We start from the raw sequence: 17,536 nt of genomic DNA, 5'->3' as shown, positions 1-17,536 counted from the left end.
CGGAGCCGGCGTGGCCCGGGGGCTGCCGGGCGGCCGAGGCGGGGAGCTGCTTGCCGAGGGTGAGGGGAGCGATCTCCTTGACGCCGACAGCCTTGATGACGGCGGCGGCGACGGCGTCGCGATCCTCCACAGGAGCGATGCCGACCAGGTTCGCGAGCGCGGCTTTGGTGCCGAGGACGGCCTCGGTCTTCTGGTAGCTGAGCAGCTCCCGCAGTTGGGGGGCCCAGCCCAGCTCGCCGAGTTCGACCTGGTGGGCGAGGTGTCGGGCGATCCGGACCACCCGTGCATCGATCCTCAGCGCCAGGGCGAGGTCATAGTCCGTGCCGATCTGGATCTGCACGCTGAACCGGCTCGCGAGCGCCTCCGTCAGAACCGCGCCGTGGACGCCGGGATTGTGGCCCGCCACCACGTAGAAGCCCGGCTCGGCCTTGATGGTCTCGCCCTTGTGGGCCTTGACCTGGATCTGCCTGCGCCCGTCCATCGCGGGATACAGCGCCGCCAGGACCTTCGGTGAGATCAAGGTGGCATCGTCGATCAGCAGGGCTCGGCCCTCGGTCATCGCGGTGACCAGCGGACCGTACTGGAAGACGTAGGCTCCCGCGTCGTCCTGTGTGTACTCGCCGATCAAGTCGCCGACCGTGGTGTCGCCGTCACCGGCGACGGTGAGCAGGTCCGGGAACGCCGCCTCGACCAGACTCGTCTTGCCGGTGCCCGGAGGGCCGTAGAGCAGTACCGGCACGTCGGCGTCGCGCAAGCGATTCAACGCCTCGACGTCGGGCAGATCGGCCAGCTCCCGGGGGTGGTAGAGCTGGCCCCCCGCGCGGCGGATCGGGCCGGTCTGCCTGGGCGTGGCTGCCGCGGGAAGGGTCGTGCGGGCCGTGGCCGCCCGGGCGCGGGGAGAGTGGGTGCCCGGTGGGCTGATCACAGCGGTCCGCGCGGCTGCGACGGTTTTCGCGTTCGCGCGGAACTCCGGCTGTCCGGTCCCGCTTTGGCCGGCCTCGCCGCGTCGCACCAGCGTGAGGGCGGCGTTGCGGACGGCGCCGTGGGAGTGGCCCAGCTGCCTGGCCATGTCCCCGATGGTGAGCGTGTCCGCCGGCCGGTCGGCCAGCAGTCGGGCCACCTTGGCCCGTAGTTCGCCGCCCTTGGCGCGCGCTGGACTGGTAGGCGTTCCGGATGTGGTCAAAACGGGCTCCCTTCAACAGGTGCGGGTGCGGGCGGGGCTGGCGATGTGCTGGAGAGGCCGGCCGCTCCCGGAGCGGATCACGGACTGTGCCGACATCGGCGACCGGGCCAACCGGGGCATACCGTCGGCGCTCACCGGCCGACCGAGGGCTCGGTCCAGGTGCACGGGATGACCGGCGACGAGCAGCTCGCTGGCTGCCGAGCAGGCCCGTGCGTCCGCTCCGTACCGGGTTCCGTCGCTCGGCAGGCGCAGCCTGGTGTCTCTTCGAAGCCGGCCTGGAGCAGGATCCGCCGGGCGGCGGCGTTGTAGCCGGTGGTGGTGATCTCGCCGGTGATGGTGTGCCGGATCGTCATGAACGGCTCTGCTGGTGCTTCGGACAAGGCGGATCTCCTATCGGTGGTGGGGTGTTGGGCGAAGCCGAGGCGGGCCCGGAGCTTCCAGCACATCAACGGTGCGTGGCTGGACCACGAACGATGGGCAATGACTGCCGACATGCTCCAGGGCGGGCCTCCTCACCGCCCCGCAGCTACCTGACTCGCCTTTCCGCACGTTCTGATAGCCGGGTGTACCAACAACGGCCAGGGGAACGTCCCCTTACGGGAGTTGAAGGTCAGCGGTTGCGGGTGAACGCGATGCGCGGATCCACCGGGCGCGCCATCGGGGCAGGGACGCCGGGGGCCGGGGAGCGGCGGCTTGGCGGGCAGGCCGGCGCGAGTAGGGCTGGCAGCGCGCGCGGCAGTGCTGACGCGGGACGTGGTGCCGACGAAGTCCTGGCCGCGCTCGTTGTGCGCTGCCGTCGTGGGCACGGACGGCCAGCGTGCGGCTGTCTCCCGGGCGAGGTGGGGATGCACCGCTACCTGAAGGCCGACTCGGTGCATGGCCAGGGTGGCTCGGGCGACCTTGCCGAGCGCCTCGCGGCGGTCGGTAGTGGCGGGCAGGGTGTAGATGTCGAGACGGGGGTTGTGGCGCCATCCGTGTTCTTCGAGGAACTGGCCCCCGAGATCGTCGTCGTCGGCGGTGGCAGCGATGATGCCGAGCTGGGGATGTTCGGCGAAGGCGACGTCGGGCTCGACACGCGCAGGCCGATCGTGCTGGGGAGCGGGGCGGTGGTCCGTCAGGGGTTCGAACGCGGTGTCCGCGTCGACGCGGTATCCGGCCCTGCGCAGGTAGGCGACGGCCCGTGTGGCGCGGTCCTGCCCCCAGCGGGCCTGGTCGTTGAGGACATACAGGGTTGGCTGGCCGGGGACGGGGCTGAAGTCGAGGCGTTCCAGCATCCACCGGCAGGCAGGCAAGTGTTTGGGGTTTGCGGCGGTGATGCCGTACCGGGGGTGGTGCCCGATCGCGATGTCGGGAAGGGGGTGGTACTCGGTGGCGGGCATGGCGGATCCATCCGGAACGGGCGGGAACGAGGGGACAGTCGGGCGCGGCCCCGGATCTGCGGGCAGAGATCATCGGAGGGTCTCCTCAGAGGCGGTAGTCAGCGACCGGGCGCGGACGAGGGGCGCGTGAGTGGCGGGCCCGGTTGCGTGGCATGGCCGGCCGTGACCGTGCTGGTGGCGATGCCTTGGCTGCGCGGTGAGACGGAGCGGGCTCCGGATACCCGGGTTGTCGTGGCCGGATCCGGGTCGGCGGCTGGCCGGCCCCGCGTGGGGTGTTCGGTGTGCCGGTCGGCCAGGTCATCGCGCATTGACCGGATTTCCAGGGCGTAGGAGTCGAGTTCACGGGTGATGTGTCGCAGACGGTTCGCGTAGTGGGGATCGGCCGGTTCGCCCAGGCCCTCCCACCAGTCGGCAGTGGCGTGGAGAGCACGGATGACCTGCTGCAGGACGCCGTTGCCGGGAGCGGTCAGCTCACTGAGCCCGGCAGCGGCTTCACGCGTGTGGCTGGCGGCGGAGATCGCCCGGGTCAGATGGTCCACTTGGTCGCCGGGGCTCATCTGAGGTCCGGCGGTGTACGGCTGGCCGGGATCGATCAGTTCGGCGTCCGAGGAGAACTCGAAGCCCTTGTCGTGCAGCATGTCGACAGCCCGTGTGACGGTGCGCCGCTGCTCGTCGGGGTCCGTCATGGCGGTGGGCAGCCGGTGGAAGCGGTCGGACAGCCGGGCGACGGGGACGAAGCCCGCGCGGTGCAGCACGCTGGCGGCGAAGTCCTCTTCGTAGGAGGAGCCGTTGATCCGGGCGGTGACGAGGCCGTTGTCACGGTGGAAGGTGATCGTGGTCGGGTCTGGACGCATGAGGTGGTCTCTCCGATTCTTCGGCTGGATGGGGCCGGTGTTCTAGCGGCGGTGGCCCCGGGTGGCAGGAGCGGGCGTGCCGGATGGTGTGGGAGATGCCGCAGCGTCCGTGCCTGTGCGGGGGTGTGCTTCGGAGGCGGGTGACGACGACGCGGCGGCCCTGCTGGACAGTGCGTTCACCTGGTGGATTTCGGTGAGAACGGCCGCGTGGGCGGCGGGAGACAGGAGAGCTTCATCGATGTTCGCGTCGAGTCCCGCAGCGCGAAGAAGGCACACGGCTCGAGTGGACCGGGCCTTCTCCTCTTCCTCGCCCAGGCCCGTGGGGAGTTCATGCCAGAGGTAGAGCGGCGGGACCGACTTCTCGGTGAAACCGCACTCCTTGAGGATCCGGTGTGCGTGTGCGTTGCTGCTGTCGGCGATGACTTCGGTGCTGAACTGCTTGCGGTAGATCTCGGCGTCGGTGCCGTACTCCTCGTGGAGGAAGGACATGAAGCGGCCTTTCAGGAACGGAAGTTGGCGGTCAGCGGGAGCGCCGGGGCGCCGACGGCGCGGGCAGGGACGGGGCGAGCACGGCGGACGGGGCGTCTGCGTGTTGTGGCGGGGCGGTTTCGCGGTAGGCGGTGAGCTGGGTCTGCCAGTTCGGTACGGCGGGTGGACCGAGGGCGCGCAGCCGGTCGTCGGCGACGTGGAGGTCCTCACTGATCTCGGTGAGCCGCCTGGCGGCGTCGGCGAAACGGCCGCCCAGGTCCAAGCCGTCCTCGTCATCGGCGGCGTTGGCCTGTTCGGCGGCGGCGTCGAAGAACTCGCTCAACCTCGCCAGCACGCCGCCGATCGGATCCAGGACCTGCTCAGTCAGGGATGCCGCCGTGTCGTACGTGTCCGCTGCCTTGAGCTGCTCGGTCAGGACCACGATGCGCTGGCCGTGCACGCGGGCGCCGAACGGATCGGCGGGCGTGGTGACAGGTGAGACATCGAGGCTTGGGTCGAGGTCGACCTGGTACCCGACCGCGGTGAGCATCCGGGCGGCGTGGCCGGCCATCTGGTTCTCGCGCGCTTCGTCCAGGTCCCACGGCAGCCGGTACCAGGGGGCGAAGCGGGGCGCGGTCTGGACGACGAACCCCGCCTGTTTGATGAGGGTGGCGGCCAGTTCGTTGCCGCCTTCGGCAGTGACGTTTCCGCTCGGCTGCCGTGCGATGACGACATCGGGAAGGGCAGACATGGGCCTCTCAAGAGGGAACGGAAGCGGCGGCTCAGCACACAACTGACGAGGATCTGGCTGACGTTGCGCGGTAGGTGCGGTCTGGAGCAGACGTGCTGCCTCAGCTTGTCCGCTCTGCCACGCCGCGCGGGTGGCGTCTGAACACGTGGGGTCAACCGGCTCCAGAGGTGTCAGGGCGCCGCGTGCGTACGCGTGGCTCTGCTCAGCCGGGTCGAGGTTTCCGCTCCACGTATCCCATGGCCACAGGGCTTCGATGGTGTAGTGACCTTGCGCATCCGGCGTGACGGTGTACGTGAAGCCTTCGCCGTCGTAGTCCTTGGTCGCGGTGAAGGTAAGCGAGTCGCCGTTCCAGGAGCCGGTCAGTCCTGAAGCGTCCTTGTTGAGGTCGGCGATGATCCGTTCCGTCGTCTGCCGAGTGAAGGACAGAGAGTCATATCCGGTCATCGTGGGTCGCTCGGACGCACCTAAGGGCTGTCCCGTAACTGCTGGTCGCGGGTGAGATGATCTTGTCGTGACTGGTGTGATCACGGCGTCGGAGCCGTCCTGGATAGCCCCGTTCGCCGGGCTGAGCCCGCGTCAGTTCGGCAGGTTGATCACTGCGCTGCGGCGCGAGGGCGTGGATCCGGTGCGTAAGGGCCGGCCATGGAGCCTGCCGCTGGAGGACCGGGTGCTGCTGGTTGCCGCCTACTGGCGCACGAACCTCACCTTGCGCCAGATCGCCCCGCTGTTCGGGGTGTCGAAGTCGGCTGCCGACCGCATCGTCGACCACCTGGCCCCGGCGCTGGCACTGCGGCAGCGCAAGCGGTTCCGCAAGGACACGGTGCTGATCGTGGACGGAACCCTGGTGCCCACGCGCGACCATGCCGTCGCCGAGCAGTCGAAGAACTACCGGTACTCCACCAACCACCAGGTCGTCATCGACGCCGACACCAGCCTGGTCGTCGCCGTCGGCCGGCCGCTGCCCGGCAACCGCAACGACTGCAAGGCGTGGGAACTGTCCGGCGCCAAGGCAGCCGTCGGCCGCACCACGGTGATCGCGGACGGCGGCTACCGCGGCACCGGCTTGGTCATCCCGCACCGCCACGAACGCGGCCAAAGCCAGCTCCCAGCCTGGAAAGAAGAGCACAACACCTCCCACCGCAAGGTCCGTGCCCGCGTCGAGCATGCCTTCGCCCGCATGAAGAACTGGAAGATCCTGCGCGACTGCCGCCTCAAAGGCGACGGCGTCCACCACGCCATGCTCGGCATCGCCCGCTTGCACAACCTCACCCTCGCCGGGTAATCGAGAGCCGAGCAGGTCAGCGAGCATGCCGTAGATCAATTACGGGACAACGCTTAGTTAGGTGCCATGGCGCACTGATGTCATCTCGGTGGGGAATCCAGGAGTGCCGGCGACACCCGTGCCGCATCGAGCGATGGCGGGGGCCCCTGCCGCGCGAACGGCGGACTTTGTTCGCTGTTCGCGCCGACCTGCTGGGGCGCTCAGGTACGAGGCACGCCGGACATTTGCGAGATCATAGAGTCGAAGGCGCGATCCGGAAGCAGCCGGCGGATCGCGATGGCTGCCTTTGAGCCGTACCCGACGGCGTAGCGAGTCTTCGGCTTGCTGACGGTTGCCGCTTTCACGATGGTGTCCGCCACGACGGCCGCAGAGGTGTGACGCCTTCTCTGCTTCTCGGAGACCAGCCCATCAGCCACGGCGCGGGCTTGCCGCGCATACGGGCCTCGGCCCGAGTTCTTGTCGACGTGGGCGACGGCGATATCTGCCCACTCCGTCTGGGTGCCACCGGGTTCGACGACGACGACATCGATGCCGAACTGCGCAAGTTCGAACCGGAGGCAGTCGCTCATCACCTCGAGTGCGTGCTTGCTGCCGTTGTAGTAGGCCGTCAACGGGCTGTAAATCTTCCCGCCGACCGAGCTAATGTTCACGATCCTGCCGGAGCGCTGATCACGCATGTGCGCGATCACCAGTTGCGTAAGGCGCATGGCGCCGAAGACGTTGACCTCGAACAGGCGCCGACCGTCATCGACCGGGGTCTCCTCCACGGAGCCGAGCGAGCCGTAGCCTGCATTGTTGACCAGCACATCGATGCGACCAACTTCGTCGATGATGCGCTTGATGGCCGAGGTCATCGACTCATCGTTTGTCACATCCATCTCGAACGTGCGAATGCCGTTACCAGAGAGCTCGGCGAGCCGGTCCGTCCGCCTGGCAACACCGTAGACGGTGTATCCCTCTGCCTTGAGCTTCCGCGCTACCTCGGCACCGATTCCGGCAGAAGCACCAGTGATCAGGGCTACCTTCATGTTCATTCCTGGTACCTCCAGTAAAAGGGGCGGGTGAAATATGTGATCGTCATCGGTGTTCCTGCCGTCATGCCATGAGGACGTGTGAGGCAGTCCGGATGGATGAGGTGGCGCGAACCGGCTTCTGCTGCCACCCTCGGGTGCATCTGTAATTCGATCGGCTCAGCCCAGACGTCAGCTGAGAGTGGTGTGCCGTAGCGCTTCCGCTATCGGGAGAGTGCAACCCCCCTTTCCAGAGACGGTCTCCTGGGATCGCGACAAGCCCACAGTGAGTACGTCACCGCCCCGATGGCACACCCCTGCACGGTAGCGCCGTTCTCGCATTAACGCACCGCGTGATCCGTTAAATTGACCCTAGCACGCCCTGGCCGGTTAGTGCATCTTGACGTGCGTTACGAGCTGTCCTGCGAAACCGTGTGCTGCGCGCTACTGACCTTGAATGTGTGATGTCGTCATGGTGGCTGGCGTCGGAGGCCGGTGCCGGTGAGGCAGCCGGCGAGGACGTCGTGTCGGTGCTGGAGCTGGCGTAAGTCGCGCCGGACGGCGGTGATCAGGTCTTCGGGGTCGGCGAAGGCGCGGTTGGCTGTGGTGTTGCGTCGCAGGACGGACCAGATGCCTCCGACCGGGTTGAGGTCGGGTGCGTAGGGCGGGAGCTGGAAGACGGTGAGCCAGTCGCGGTCGGCGATGTAGCGGCGCAGGCCGGCCGTCAGATGGCCCCGGCCGTCAGATGGCCCCGGACGCGGACGATGGGTGTGTGGTCGCGGCGGGACCAGGTGCGGGCGTGCGGCGGCGTCATCGAGAATCCGGCTTCGTCGCTGAGTAGGCCCGGGGCGCGGTGCCCACCTATCCCCAGTACCGAACTGGCAGTCCAATAGGCGTCCGCCGTATCGCGCTTCGCCCCTTCGTGCGGTCACGCTCCCAGCGGAGCGGCGCGTGCGGTCAGGAAACGTCCTCCTGGAGAGTCGAATCCTCAGTCAGGCCCCGCGCCGTTGCCGCGACGAGGAGCCGAAGCTTCGGCTCGAACTCATAGGCGACGTGACCCCACTGAGGTTCCTGCTCGTAGAGCTGGGCGAGCGACGGGGTCGGGTGGGCTATCTGCCAGAAGCTCGCCGCAAGCGCGGCGGCTGCGGGGACCAATGCCGTGATCTGCGTCGCCGTCATCGTGCCGGCCGAGGTCAGTGCCCTGACGATCACATCGTGCTCGATGTAGGAGTTCGTCTTGTACCGGCGCGCCCGCTCCATCGACACATCTCCTTCGAGGTTCAGCGAGACGTGGGTCAGGCAGTCGCAGAACACCGGCAGGGACACCAGCGTCTCCGTGAGCACGGCGGCGATCTCCCGCGGTCCGAGCCCGCTACGGCCGTCGACCGCTTGATCGATCGCCTCGCGCCACTGCCGCCATCCGCGCTCGGCCAGGGCCAGGAGCAGCTCCTCCTTGTTCTCGTAGTAGCGGCGCATCCCCGTGCGGTGAAGGCCCGCGCGCTCGGTCACCGGGGCGAGCATCACATACCGCACCCCGCCGAGCTCGAGGGCAAGCGCTTCGGCCGCCGCCAGCAGGTCCTCCGCGCGTTGGGCCTTCGCGTCACTCGATCTCGCTCTCTGGTTCAGCACGCCCCCCATTCTAAGGAAACTTGACGTGCGGTACGAGTGGCCACACGCTTAATGCTGCATCAGGTGCGTTATTTCTGCGGGACCAGGTCGCCACAAGAGGAGCGAACATGCAAGCCGTCCCTGCCACGGCCTTCGGCGCCGAAGGCCGCCTTGATCTCGGCCTACTTGCGGGCCTGCAAGAACCGGTGGAAGCCCCTGAAGATCTGCACGTACTCGCGTCGCGTTGAGGTCTTTCGGCCCTTCATCGCAAGGTCACCGACCACCCGGTCCACATCCTCGGGCGTCACCTCCCAGGCCGGCCGCCCCAGAGCCGTGAGGGTCCGCTCCAACAGGCCGATGTCGTTGTCGATCGTCACCGGGCTGAGCCCGCGAGCCCGCCACGAGGCGACGAACGCATCGACACACACGGCCTGGAACTGCCAAGGATCCATCATCAACGGCCCCTGCGGAACGGCACCGCCCGCGATGACCTGCCATCTCGCCTCACCCACCGGCACACCTTCCTCGCGCCTGAACCATCAAGGCGACACCTTGGAAAAGCGGGTGCCGCCACGAGATTCAACGGGGACCCCAGAAAGCAGATACGGTCAGGTGGCAGCAGAAACTGTTGATGGCGAACAAGTGCCAGCCCCAGATGAGTGGGGGCAGGTCTTCGGTGACGAAGTCCTCGCCACCGCGATCCTCGACCGGCTTCTCCACCAGTGCGACGTCGTCCCCATCAACGGTCCCAGCTACCGGCTGAAGAACCGCCTCAAGGCCATCGAGCGGGAGACCGAAATGGCCTGACAACTGGGGACGTTCAGACGTACATAACTGGGGAGACAAGATCGTACGCCGACAGGGGTCGTGCATGGAGACCGTCGCGAGCTCGACCGCGGCCTGGATGTTCCGCTTGGGGGCCTGGTTCATCTGCCGCGCGATCAGCCGCTTTGTGGCAGTGTCGTAGTCGCGAGGCGAGCCACACTGCAGCGGGGGCATCCCCGCTGCGCCTCAGAGGTTGGCGGATCGGCGGGGGTCGGCAATCCCGACGTACGTGATCTCGAGGTACTCCTCGATTCCCTCACGCCCGCCCTCGCGGCCGAGGCCGGAGTGCTTGACGCCGCCGAACGGTGCGGCCGGGTTGGAGACCAGGCCGGAGTTGAGGCCGAGCATGCCGACCTCGAGGTCCTCGGCGACGCGCAGGCCCCGGTTGAGGTCTGAGGTGAACGCGTAGCCGACCAGCCCGAACTCGGTGCTGTTGGCCAGTTCAAGCGCCTCCTGCTCGGTCGAGAACGTCACGATGGGCGCGACCGGACCGAAGATCTCCTCCCGCATCACCCGAGCCGTCGGGGGCACGTTGGTCAGCACGGTCGGTTCGTGGAAGTAGCCGGGTTGGTCGAGCGCGTGACCGCCGGTGGCCAGCGTGGCGCCTTGCTTGACTGCGTCGGCTACGAGGTCGGCCATCTTGTCGAGGGTGTCCTGGTCGACGACCGGGCCGACTGTCGCGGCGGGATCGGTGCCGCGGGCAAGGGTGAGTTCCTGGACGCGGGCCACGAAGCGTTCGATGAACGCCGGCGCGATGCCCTCCTGCACCAGGATGCGGTTGGCTGCTGTGCAGGCTTCGCCGTTGTTGCGGAACTTGGCCAGCATCGCTCCGTTGACCGCGGTGTCCAGGTCGGCGTCGTCGAACACGATGAGCGGGGCGTTGCCGCCGAGTTCCATCGAGATCCGCAGCACCTGGTCGGCGGCGTCCTTCAGCAGCCGCTGCCCGACCTCGGTCGATCCTGTGAACGACAGCTTGCGCAGTCGCGGGTCGGCGATGAGCGGGCCGGTCACTGCGCCGGCGCGGCGGGTCGGGATCGTGTTGACCACGCCGTCGGGTACGCCTGCCTCGACGAGCACCTGGGTGAACAGCAGCGCGGTCAGCGGGGTCAGGGCGGCCGGCTTGAGGATCACGGTGCAGCCGGCCGCCAGCGCAGGGCCGATCTTGCGGGTGGCCATGGCCAGCGGGAAGTTCCACGGCGTGATCAGCAGGGCTGGTCCGACCGGCTTCTTGGTGACCAGCAGGCGGCTGTTGCCGTCGGGGGCGATGCTGTATCGGCCGTCGATGCGGGTCGCTTCCTGGGAGAACCAGCGCAGGAATTCAGCGGCGTAGGCAACCTCGGCGCGGGACTCGGCCAGGGTTTTACCCATCTCCAGCGTCATGATGAGCGCGAAGTCTTCGGTTCGCGCGACAACGGCCTCGTAGGCCCGGCGGAGAATCTCGCCGCGATCGCGGGCGGGCACGCGAGCCCAGCTCCGTTGGGCCGCTGCGGCCGCAGCGAGCGCATCGGCCCCGTCGCGCGGGGTGGCGCTGGCGATTTCGAGCAGCATCTCGCCGGTGGCGGGGTCGGTGACGGGCAGCAAGCCGTCGTCGCTGGCCGGGCGCCAGTGCCCGTCGATGAACAGTCCGGTCCGGATAGAGGCGAGTAGCGCCTGCTCCTGGTCGGACCGGCTCACATTGGTAGTGGTCATTGCCTGCTCCGGTCGTGAGATGTCGTAGATGGGTTGAGGTCAGGGCACAAGCACCATGCGAAACCGGGCCTGGCCGGACTGCATGCGGGCGAACGCGGCCGGTGCTTCGCTCAGCGGTGCTTGCTCGATGAGCGGGCGCACGCCCTCGCGCAGTGAGAAGGCGAGGTTCTCCTCGTTCTCGACGGGGCGCCCGGTGAGGGAACCGAGCACCTGGATGCCGCGTCCGATGAGATCGCCGGTCGACACGGTGATGGGGTCGGCCGAGGCGCCGACGATCACGAGCTTGCCATTGGTGGCCAGCGCCGCGATCAGGGCCGAGGAGGCGGCGCCGGAGGCGGCGGTGGCGACGATGAGGTCGACGCCGCCGAGGGCTTGGAGCGCGGCGACGGCGGCGTCGGGGTCGGCGGCGTCGACGTAGTGGTCCGCGCCGAGCTCGCGGGCGACCTGCTCCTTGGCCGTGCCGCGGGCGATGGCGATGGTGTTCATGCCCATCTTGTGGGCGTACTGGATGCCGAGGTGCCCGAGACCGCCGATGCCCTGGATGACCACAGTCGAGCCGGGACGGAGGTTGGCCCGCAGGATCCCGTTGTAGGTGGTGAGGCCGGCGCACAACAGCGGGGCCGCCTCGACCGAGGTGAACTCCTCAGGGATGGCGACGAGCGCGTTGTGCCGCGCTGTCATGTACTCGGCGTAGCCGCCGTCGACACCGATGCCCGTCTGCACCTGGTTCTGGCAGTGCACGAAGTCGCCGTGCCCACAGGCGGCGCAGTACCCGCAGTGGCCGGCCAGGAACCCGACACCTACCCGCTGGCCGACCCGCCAGCTGCCGGAGACCTCGGGCCCGATCGCGTCGATGACGCCGACCACCTCGTGGCCGGGCACGATGCCCTGTTCGGCTTCGGGGTGGGGGTGGACCGGACGGGCATCGGTGTTGCAGATCCCGCACGCCTCGACCCGCAGCCGCACGTGCCCGGCGGATGGATCGAGCAGCGGGCGTTCGGTGAGTTCGAGGTCACCGGAGGGAGCGACGTGGATCGCTCGGTAGGTCTTTTGCGCCGGGGCGGTCATCATGTGTCCTTTCAAAGCTTCGACGGCGAGGAGTTCGCGGACCACAGCGTCGCCACGGGCGTACCTGTGGCTGACGCGGTGGTCGCTTCCGCGAATCAGGCCGTGTGGGCAGCGAGGTACTCGACGACTGCCTGCGCCGACGGCTGAGCCGAGGCCGGGTTCTGGCCGGTGATCACGTTGCCGTCGATCACGACCGTGGGCGTGAAGGCCGCCCCACCGTTGAAGTCGGCACCGTTCTCCCGCAGCCGGGACTCCAGCAGCCACGGGGCCTTGTCGCCGAACCCGAACAGCGTCTCCTCCTCGTTGGTGAAGCCGGTCATCTTGACGCCGGAAAACGGCCAGGTCCCGTCGGCGTTGCGGGCCGGCAGCAGGGCACCGACACCGTGGCAGTCAGCCGCGACGACCTTGTTCTTGTCCGGGTACAGCGCCGCGAAAATCTTCCCGATCACGGCGTTGTCGGCCAGGTCCTCCATCGGGCCGTGCCCGCCGGAGACATACACGGCGTCGTAGTCAGCCGGGTCGACATCCTCCAGCCGCGCCAGCTTGGTCAGCGTCTCGCCGAGGTCGGCCAGGTACTGACGCTGCGCGTCGACGTCGTCCTGCCCAGCGTTCAGGTCGGGACGCAGGCTGACCTCGTCCACCGTCGGGACGACGCCACCCGGGGTGGCGATTGTGATGTCGTAACCGGCCGCACTGAACACCTGGTGCGGGTGGATGAACTCCGCCGCCCAGAATCCCGTGGGGTGCTTGGAACCGTCCTTGAGGGTCCAGTGGTCCGAGCCGGAGACGACGAGCAGAACCTTGGTCATTGTCATGCCTTCCTGTAGGAGGGGGCTCACTACCCCGATAGATGATGACCCTAATCTATGTAGTGCGACCCACGCAAGAGGTAAGATGAGCTTCGTCATCTATTTGTGGGGAGGGGTCGACATGGGACGGGCCACGAAGGCGCAGGCTCAGGAGCACCGCGAGCAGCTGATCGCGGCCGCATCGCAACTGTTCCGCGAGCGCGGGGTCGACAACGTGAGCGTTCCGGAGCTGATGGCGGCCATTGGCATGACCCACGGCGGCTTCTATCGCCACTTCTCCTCCAAGGAGGAGCTGGCCGCGGTCGCCTGCGCGCACGCCTTCGCGGAGCAGGTCCAAGGGCTGCAAGAGTTCGCCCGCACTGCCGAAGATCCCGAGCAGGCATTCATCGACTTCTATCTGTCCGACCCGCACCGCTCCGACGTCGCCAACGGCTGCCCGCTGGCTTCCCTCAGCGGCGACATCGCCCGCATCGACGCCGACAGCCAAGCTCGCGCATCATTCGTCGCCGGTGTGCGCGCCTTCGCCGATGGCGTCGAGGCGCTCGACGGCGACGGGACACCCGAACACCGGGCGCGTTCACTTGCCCGGCTTTCGATGCTCATGGGCGCGCTCGCATTGTCCCGAGCCACTGAGGGCGACCCGATCAGCGACGAGTTCATCGCCGCCGTCCGCTCCGCCCTCGCCGGCGAGTAGCCCGCCACAGAACCAGCGACACCGCAGCCCCGTGGCGCGACATTGTCGGGTTTTGCTCTTTTTGGCCTAGCTGCTGTGCTCGTGGATGGCGTACGGCAAGCGGGTGAATCTGGACCTTGGGTCCTCGCGGGTTGTGGCCTGCGCGTCTAAGCCGTGAGGCTGGCCGAAGCTACGAGCGCCATCCGGACATCCTGCGGCTTGTGGCCTGGCAGCACCTGGAGCGAGGTGACCAACCGCCGGGTGAGGCCGCAATCGTAGTGACCAAGCGCAAGGTCAGCCAGATCGCCTAGGCCCAGCAGGAGGGTCGCGTCAGCAGCCGTTACCCGGGCCGACGTGCTGCTGACGCTCTCGCGTCCGCGGCTGTCCTTCAGTAGTCGGCCGGCTGGGTGAAGATGATCACCAGGCTGACGATCTTCTCGTCCCGGACGCTGACGTAGCTGGTGAGGATGAGTTCGGCCGGGAGGTTCGTCTTGTCGAACGTCCCGTCGTAGGCGCCGCGGATGATGAGGTCGCCATGGTGCTCGAGGACCTCTCGGACGTCGATCCGGACGTGGTCGCCGACCATCTCTTTGGCGATCCAGCGCCGCACGGCGGCAGTGCCGAGGAACTCCCGGCGGGCGTCGTTGACGTAGCCGTCGTCGGCGAAGCAGGCCACGGCGGCGTCGAGGTCGCCGGCGTTGATCGCGTGCAGGTAGTCGGCGGGCACGCCGCTGACCATGGTGGGTTGCATGGTGATGCGCTCCTGGGTGATGGTTCGATTCGTTGCCCTCAGCGTCGTGGTTGCCCCCGGGGTGGACGCAACCGCCGAGCAGCGGCGCGACTTTCCCACAGTGGGAAGGTTCACACTGGGTGTCATGGACATCAGCGCTGGCAGCAGTACGTTCGCGATTGGGCGGTTCGCGCGGGCGACGCACATCAGCGCCAAGATGCTGCGCCACTACCACCGGATCGGGTTGCTCGAGCCGGCCGCGGTCGATCCGTTCACCGGCTACCGTCGCTACACCCCGGAACAGATCCCGGTCGCCCAGGTCATCCGGCGCTTCCGTGATCTCGACATGCCGCTCGACCGCATCCGGGCGGTGCTGGCAGCGCCCGACCCGCAGGCCCGCAACAGCCTGATCGCCGCTCACCTGGCCGAGCTGCAGCGGGAGCTGACGCATACCCAGCTGGCTGTTTCGTCGCTGCGCGATCTGCTCGAACCGGCGCCGCCGGCCACGATCGGGCAGCGGACGGTGGAGGCAACGCAGGCGGCGGCGATCTCGGCGGTGATCGAGCTCGCTGACGCGCAGGCCTGGCATCAAGGCGCCCTCGGCGAGCTCTACGCCACCCTCGATGCCCAAGGGCTGACGCCGACCGGACCGGCCGGGGGAATCTTCGCCGACGAGCTGTTCGCCGAGGAACACGGCCGGGCCACCGTGTTCGTCCCCTGCCGGGGCATGCCCCGGCCGATGGGGCGGATCGAACCGTCAACGGTGCCCGCGATCGAGCTGGCCACGATCACTCACGCCGGATCACACCAGGGCATCGACCGAGCCTACGGCGAGCTGGCCGCCTACGTGGCTCAGCACGCGCTGGCGGTTGACGGCCCGATCCGGGAGTGCTACCTGATCGGCCGCCATGAGTCGGCCGACGAGAGCCAGTGGCGCACCGAGATCGGCTGGCCCATCTTCCACACGGGAACCCTTAGCGCTGACTAACCCGGACGAGCCTGTCGAGCCGGGCCAGGCGGGGTGGGTGTTGACCAGCGGGCCGGAGCGCTCGGTCGCCAGCTGCTGGGCAGCCGGGCCGAGCTCGGACTCCGAGGCAGCAGCCGCACCCGGTCATACCGGACAGGTTCTTGATGGGGAAGCCGTGGGCGATGTCGCGATCACAAGGTCACCGACGTTCGCCACCTGCCAGATGCCCGTCACCCGGCCCCGTATCTTGCGCTAACGGCAGATCGGACGTAGGAACCGGGGCGCCAGTGTCGTCGAGCAATGCGACGCGCGCAAAGACGCCCTCGCGGTCGAGCGGCGCTCCAACGATGGGCCCTCGGGGTGCGGGCTCGCGCAGAACTCCCCACTGCTGCAACGCGGCGAACGGCAGCGCGCCCACATTGCTCCTCAGAGGGTTGCCGCTCCCGCGAAGGGCACGCCGATGCTGGACCCGCTCGGGAGTCGTCCGGCCGTCATTAACGCACGCGGCGATGCGGTAAGTGTTACGACCATCCAACGCATCGCGATGAGCGTTAAGTTCGAGGAGGAGGGTTCGTAGCATGTCGGGACCGGTGGCGCTTGTAACGGGCGCGACATCAGGGATTGGCGAGGCGGCAGCGCTCGCCCTCAGGGATCGTGGTTTCACTGTGTATGCGGCTGGTCGACGCTTGGACCGGCTCGCCGCGCTGAGCGCCGAGCGGCTGATCCCGCTTGAGCTGGATGTCACCAACGAGGCATCCTGCGTGTCGGCCGTCGAGAGGATCATCGCCGACCAGGCGGTGGGCGTGGAGGCGACCGGTCCGAATACCTCGCCCTGGTCCCGCAGTACGGCCAGATCCGCTATCGCCTCACCTCCGTCAGCGAGCATCACCGCGAGATCGGTGGCGGTCCGGCCCGGATCGTGTCCGGTGCCGCGCGGTCGCAACGGCCTGAGCGTAGTGGAGTACGCGGTGGTCAGACCGGTGGCCTCGGCGAGATCCGCCAGCAAACGTGCCCCGGCATGCCCGACCACCCCCGAACCGTCAGCGGACACATGGAGCTTGGGACGAGAACCGATACCCTGCACGCAGAAAGTGCCTTCCGTTTGGACCGACAGAACCCCTCGACAAGGTTCATCGTCCCAGCTCAGAAGGCACTTTCGTACTTCCGCCCCACTTCCGGCCTCATCCCAACCGAAACGGCGAGGCTAGGTTCTCCACGTTGGGCAGCGTGGACCGGATCGCTTACCTCGGTGTGATGGACACGGTGGCGTTGGCCGCCGCCGCGGGTGCCACGAGTCGCATCGGTCTCCTCAGCACCGTTCTGCTCGGTGCCGTCTGGCCTGCGGCCCTGCTGGCAAAGGAAGCGGCGAGCATCGACGGGGTCTCCGGTGGCCGGTTCACCCTTGGTGTCAGCTATCCGTTCAGTTGAGACATGTCCATCGCTGTTACCTGCAGAACCTCAACTGCACTCATAGGAGTTGAGGATGAGGAGAGCGACGGTCGGCTGACGGCCGGGGTCTCGGCGTGGGCGTACGGTCAAGGCCCTGACGATTTTGGTACTCCGAAGTGATGACTGGCCGTATGGCCCCGCTGGGCGCGTTGTCGGTAGCCGGCAAAGGCTTCACTCTGAATGGAGGCCCGAGTCGTAATCCCTCGCGACGTAGGCTCCCTTCATGGCGAAGGGGTGGCGTGTGGCCGATCGGGTGGACAGCCGGTGGATAGACGCCCTTGGACGGTGCATCGCGAGGTGGCACAGGTCAACTCGTCGAGCGGGCATCCGTCCGGCCGGCAGAACACGATGTCGTGCTCCTGCCACAGTTCACCGGCCGCGGCGCGCATGGCGTCCTGCTCCTCCTTGTGATCACGCAGGAGAGGGACGAAGACGGGCGGGATAGGTACGGGGTTCTGGCTCTTCTTGGTCTTGGGGCGGGTGAAGACGAGGCCGCCCTCCTTGCGCTCGGGGCACGTGCTCGCGTGCTTCGTGCACTTCTTGACGCATGGCTTGGGGCAGCCGCGTTTGTAGGTCTTGTGCGTGGTGCAGTCCGGCGGGCAGGGCTCGAAGCGGTGGAGCCGTGCTCCGCAGGAGTGGGGGTCGTCGCATCCGTGCCGCCAGGTCAGACGCTGCAACTGCCACTTGGGGTGGAACAGCTCCGCTTCCAGATCTACGTACGGCCAGCGCAGACCGAGCGTCTCGCCTTGGCGGCGCGTGACCCGGGCGGGCTCGGCCTTCTGCCGAGCCCG

The 17,536-nt window shown here is 67.9% G+C and carries 17 protein-coding genes and 5 pseudogenes; 6 read left to right on the top strand and 16 right to left on the bottom strand.

Annotation, left to right across the window (positions count from 1 at the left end):
• From GA0115259_RS03500 to GA0115259_RS03475, 6 genes are all read right to left on the bottom strand, one after another.
• On the bottom strand, positions 1-1,120 hold a 1,120-nt coding region (locus GA0115259_RS03500), incomplete at its 3' end, for an AAA family ATPase (RefSeq protein WP_161230272.1).
• 194 nt (positions 1,121-1,314) lie between these two features.
• Complete coding sequence (locus GA0115259_RS03495) at positions 1,315-1,536, bottom strand: hypothetical protein (RefSeq protein ID WP_093590631.1); 222 nt, start codon at positions 1,534-1,536, stop codon at positions 1,315-1,317.
• 159 nt (positions 1,537-1,695) lie between these two features.
• Positions 1,696-2,562 (bottom strand): hypothetical protein, encoded by an 867-nt coding sequence (locus GA0115259_RS03490; RefSeq protein WP_237539734.1) that lies wholly within the window; start codon positions 2,560-2,562, stop codon positions 1,696-1,698.
• 98 nt (positions 2,563-2,660) lie between these two features.
• A complete protein-coding gene (locus GA0115259_RS03485; protein WP_093590628.1) occupies positions 2,661-3,416 on the bottom strand; it encodes a hypothetical protein in 756 nt (251 codons plus the stop codon).
• Between the two features lie 42 nt (positions 3,417-3,458).
• Positions 3,459-3,905, bottom strand: coding sequence for a hypothetical protein (locus GA0115259_RS03480; protein WP_093590625.1), 447 nt, complete (start codon positions 3,903-3,905; stop codon positions 3,459-3,461).
• 31 nt (positions 3,906-3,936) lie between these two features.
• Positions 3,937-5,079 (bottom strand): hypothetical protein, encoded by a 1,143-nt coding sequence (locus GA0115259_RS03475; RefSeq protein ID WP_093590622.1) that lies wholly within the window; start codon positions 5,077-5,079, stop codon positions 3,937-3,939.
• Positions 5,080-5,146: 67 nt separating this feature from the next.
• On the opposite strand from GA0115259_RS03475, the gene GA0115259_RS03470 reads away from it, so the two are divergent.
• Complete coding sequence (locus tag GA0115259_RS03470; protein WP_093590619.1) at positions 5,147-5,917, top strand: transposase; 771 nt, start codon at positions 5,147-5,149, stop codon at positions 5,915-5,917.
• 200 nt (positions 5,918-6,117) lie between these two features.
• Here GA0115259_RS03470 and GA0115259_RS03465 read toward each other — a convergent pair whose 3' ends face one another.
• The 4 genes and pseudogenes from GA0115259_RS03465 to GA0115259_RS03450 all read right to left on the bottom strand — a co-directional run bounded on the left by GA0115259_RS03465 (position 6,118) and on the right by GA0115259_RS03450 (position 9,053).
• A complete protein-coding gene (locus GA0115259_RS03465; RefSeq protein WP_345940990.1) occupies positions 6,118-6,945 on the bottom strand; it encodes an oxidoreductase in 828 nt (275 codons plus the stop codon).
• Between the two features lie 452 nt (positions 6,946-7,397).
• A pseudogene (locus GA0115259_RS03460) lies at positions 7,398-7,741 on the bottom strand (transposase).
• Between the two features lie 143 nt (positions 7,742-7,884).
• Complete coding sequence (locus GA0115259_RS03455; RefSeq protein WP_176732416.1) at positions 7,885-8,565, bottom strand: TetR/AcrR family transcriptional regulator; 681 nt, start codon at positions 8,563-8,565, stop codon at positions 7,885-7,887.
• Positions 8,566-8,717: 152 nt separating this feature from the next.
• On the bottom strand, positions 8,718-9,053 hold the full coding sequence (locus GA0115259_RS03450) for a hypothetical protein (protein ID WP_218104197.1): 336 nt from the start codon (positions 9,051-9,053) through the stop codon (positions 8,718-8,720).
• A gap of 139 nt (positions 9,054-9,192) precedes the next feature.
• On the opposite strand from GA0115259_RS03450, the pseudogene GA0115259_RS03445 reads away from it, so the two are divergent.
• Positions 9,193-9,342, top strand: a pseudogene (locus GA0115259_RS03445) (ATP-binding protein); the annotation flags it as partial.
• Positions 9,343-9,546: 204 nt separating this feature from the next.
• On the opposite strand, the gene GA0115259_RS03440 reads toward GA0115259_RS03445, so the two are convergent.
• The 3 genes from GA0115259_RS03440 to GA0115259_RS03430 all read right to left on the bottom strand — a co-directional run bounded on the left by GA0115259_RS03440 (position 9,547) and on the right by GA0115259_RS03430 (position 12,932).
• Positions 9,547-11,049, bottom strand: a complete 1,503-nt coding sequence (locus tag GA0115259_RS03440; protein ID WP_093590613.1) for an NAD-dependent succinate-semialdehyde dehydrogenase — start codon at positions 11,047-11,049, stop codon at positions 9,547-9,549.
• 39 nt (positions 11,050-11,088) lie between these two features.
• Positions 11,089-12,120: a zinc-binding dehydrogenase gene (locus GA0115259_RS03435; protein ID WP_237539733.1), complete on the bottom strand. Its 1,032-nt coding sequence runs from the start codon at positions 12,118-12,120 to the stop codon at positions 11,089-11,091.
• 92 nt (positions 12,121-12,212) lie between these two features.
• Positions 12,213-12,932: a type 1 glutamine amidotransferase domain-containing protein gene (locus tag GA0115259_RS03430; RefSeq protein ID WP_345940988.1), complete on the bottom strand. Its 720-nt coding sequence runs from the start codon at positions 12,930-12,932 to the stop codon at positions 12,213-12,215.
• Positions 12,933-13,011: 79 nt separating this feature from the next.
• Here GA0115259_RS03430 and GA0115259_RS03425 point away from each other — a divergent pair, with 79 nt between their 5' ends.
• On the top strand, positions 13,012-13,620 hold the full coding sequence (locus GA0115259_RS03425; protein WP_237539732.1) for a TetR/AcrR family transcriptional regulator: 609 nt from the start codon (positions 13,012-13,014) through the stop codon (positions 13,618-13,620).
• A gap of 367 nt (positions 13,621-13,987) precedes the next feature.
• Here GA0115259_RS03425 and GA0115259_RS03420 read toward each other — a convergent pair whose 3' ends face one another.
• Positions 13,988-14,464, bottom strand: coding sequence for a nuclear transport factor 2 family protein (locus GA0115259_RS03420; RefSeq protein WP_256097892.1), 477 nt, complete (start codon positions 14,462-14,464; stop codon positions 13,988-13,990).
• 10 nt (positions 14,465-14,474) lie between these two features.
• On the opposite strand from GA0115259_RS03420, the gene GA0115259_RS03415 reads away from it, so the two are divergent.
• Both GA0115259_RS03415 and GA0115259_RS03410 read left to right on the top strand, forming a co-directional pair.
• Positions 14,475-15,317 carry a MerR family transcriptional regulator gene (locus GA0115259_RS03415; protein ID WP_093590637.1) on the top strand — a complete coding sequence of 281 codons (843 nt, stop codon included), beginning with the start codon at positions 14,475-14,477 and terminating at the stop codon, positions 15,315-15,317.
• 557 nt (positions 15,318-15,874) lie between these two features.
• Positions 15,875-16,024: pseudogene (locus GA0115259_RS03410) on the top strand (SDR family NAD(P)-dependent oxidoreductase); the annotation flags it as partial.
• A 62-nt stretch (positions 16,025-16,086) separates the two neighbouring features.
• Here GA0115259_RS03410 and GA0115259_RS41450 read toward each other — a convergent pair.
• Positions 16,087-16,410, bottom strand: a pseudogene (locus GA0115259_RS41450) (IS1380 family transposase); the annotation flags it as partial.
• Between the two features lie 113 nt (positions 16,411-16,523).
• Here GA0115259_RS41450 and GA0115259_RS03400 point away from each other — a divergent pair.
• Positions 16,524-16,724 carry an LLM class flavin-dependent oxidoreductase gene (locus GA0115259_RS03400; protein WP_256097891.1) on the top strand — a complete coding sequence of 67 codons (201 nt, stop codon included), beginning with the start codon at positions 16,524-16,526 and terminating at the stop codon, positions 16,722-16,724.
• 242 nt (positions 16,725-16,966) lie between these two features.
• Here GA0115259_RS03400 and GA0115259_RS03395 read toward each other — a convergent pair.
• Positions 16,967-17,536: pseudogene (locus GA0115259_RS03395) on the bottom strand (hypothetical protein); the annotation flags it as partial.

Source organism: Streptomyces sp. MnatMP-M17, from assembly GCF_900091995.1.
Classification (GTDB): Bacteria; Actinomycetota; Actinomycetes; order Streptomycetales; family Streptomycetaceae; genus Streptomyces.
This window is presented reverse-complemented; position numbering and strand designations above follow the sequence as displayed.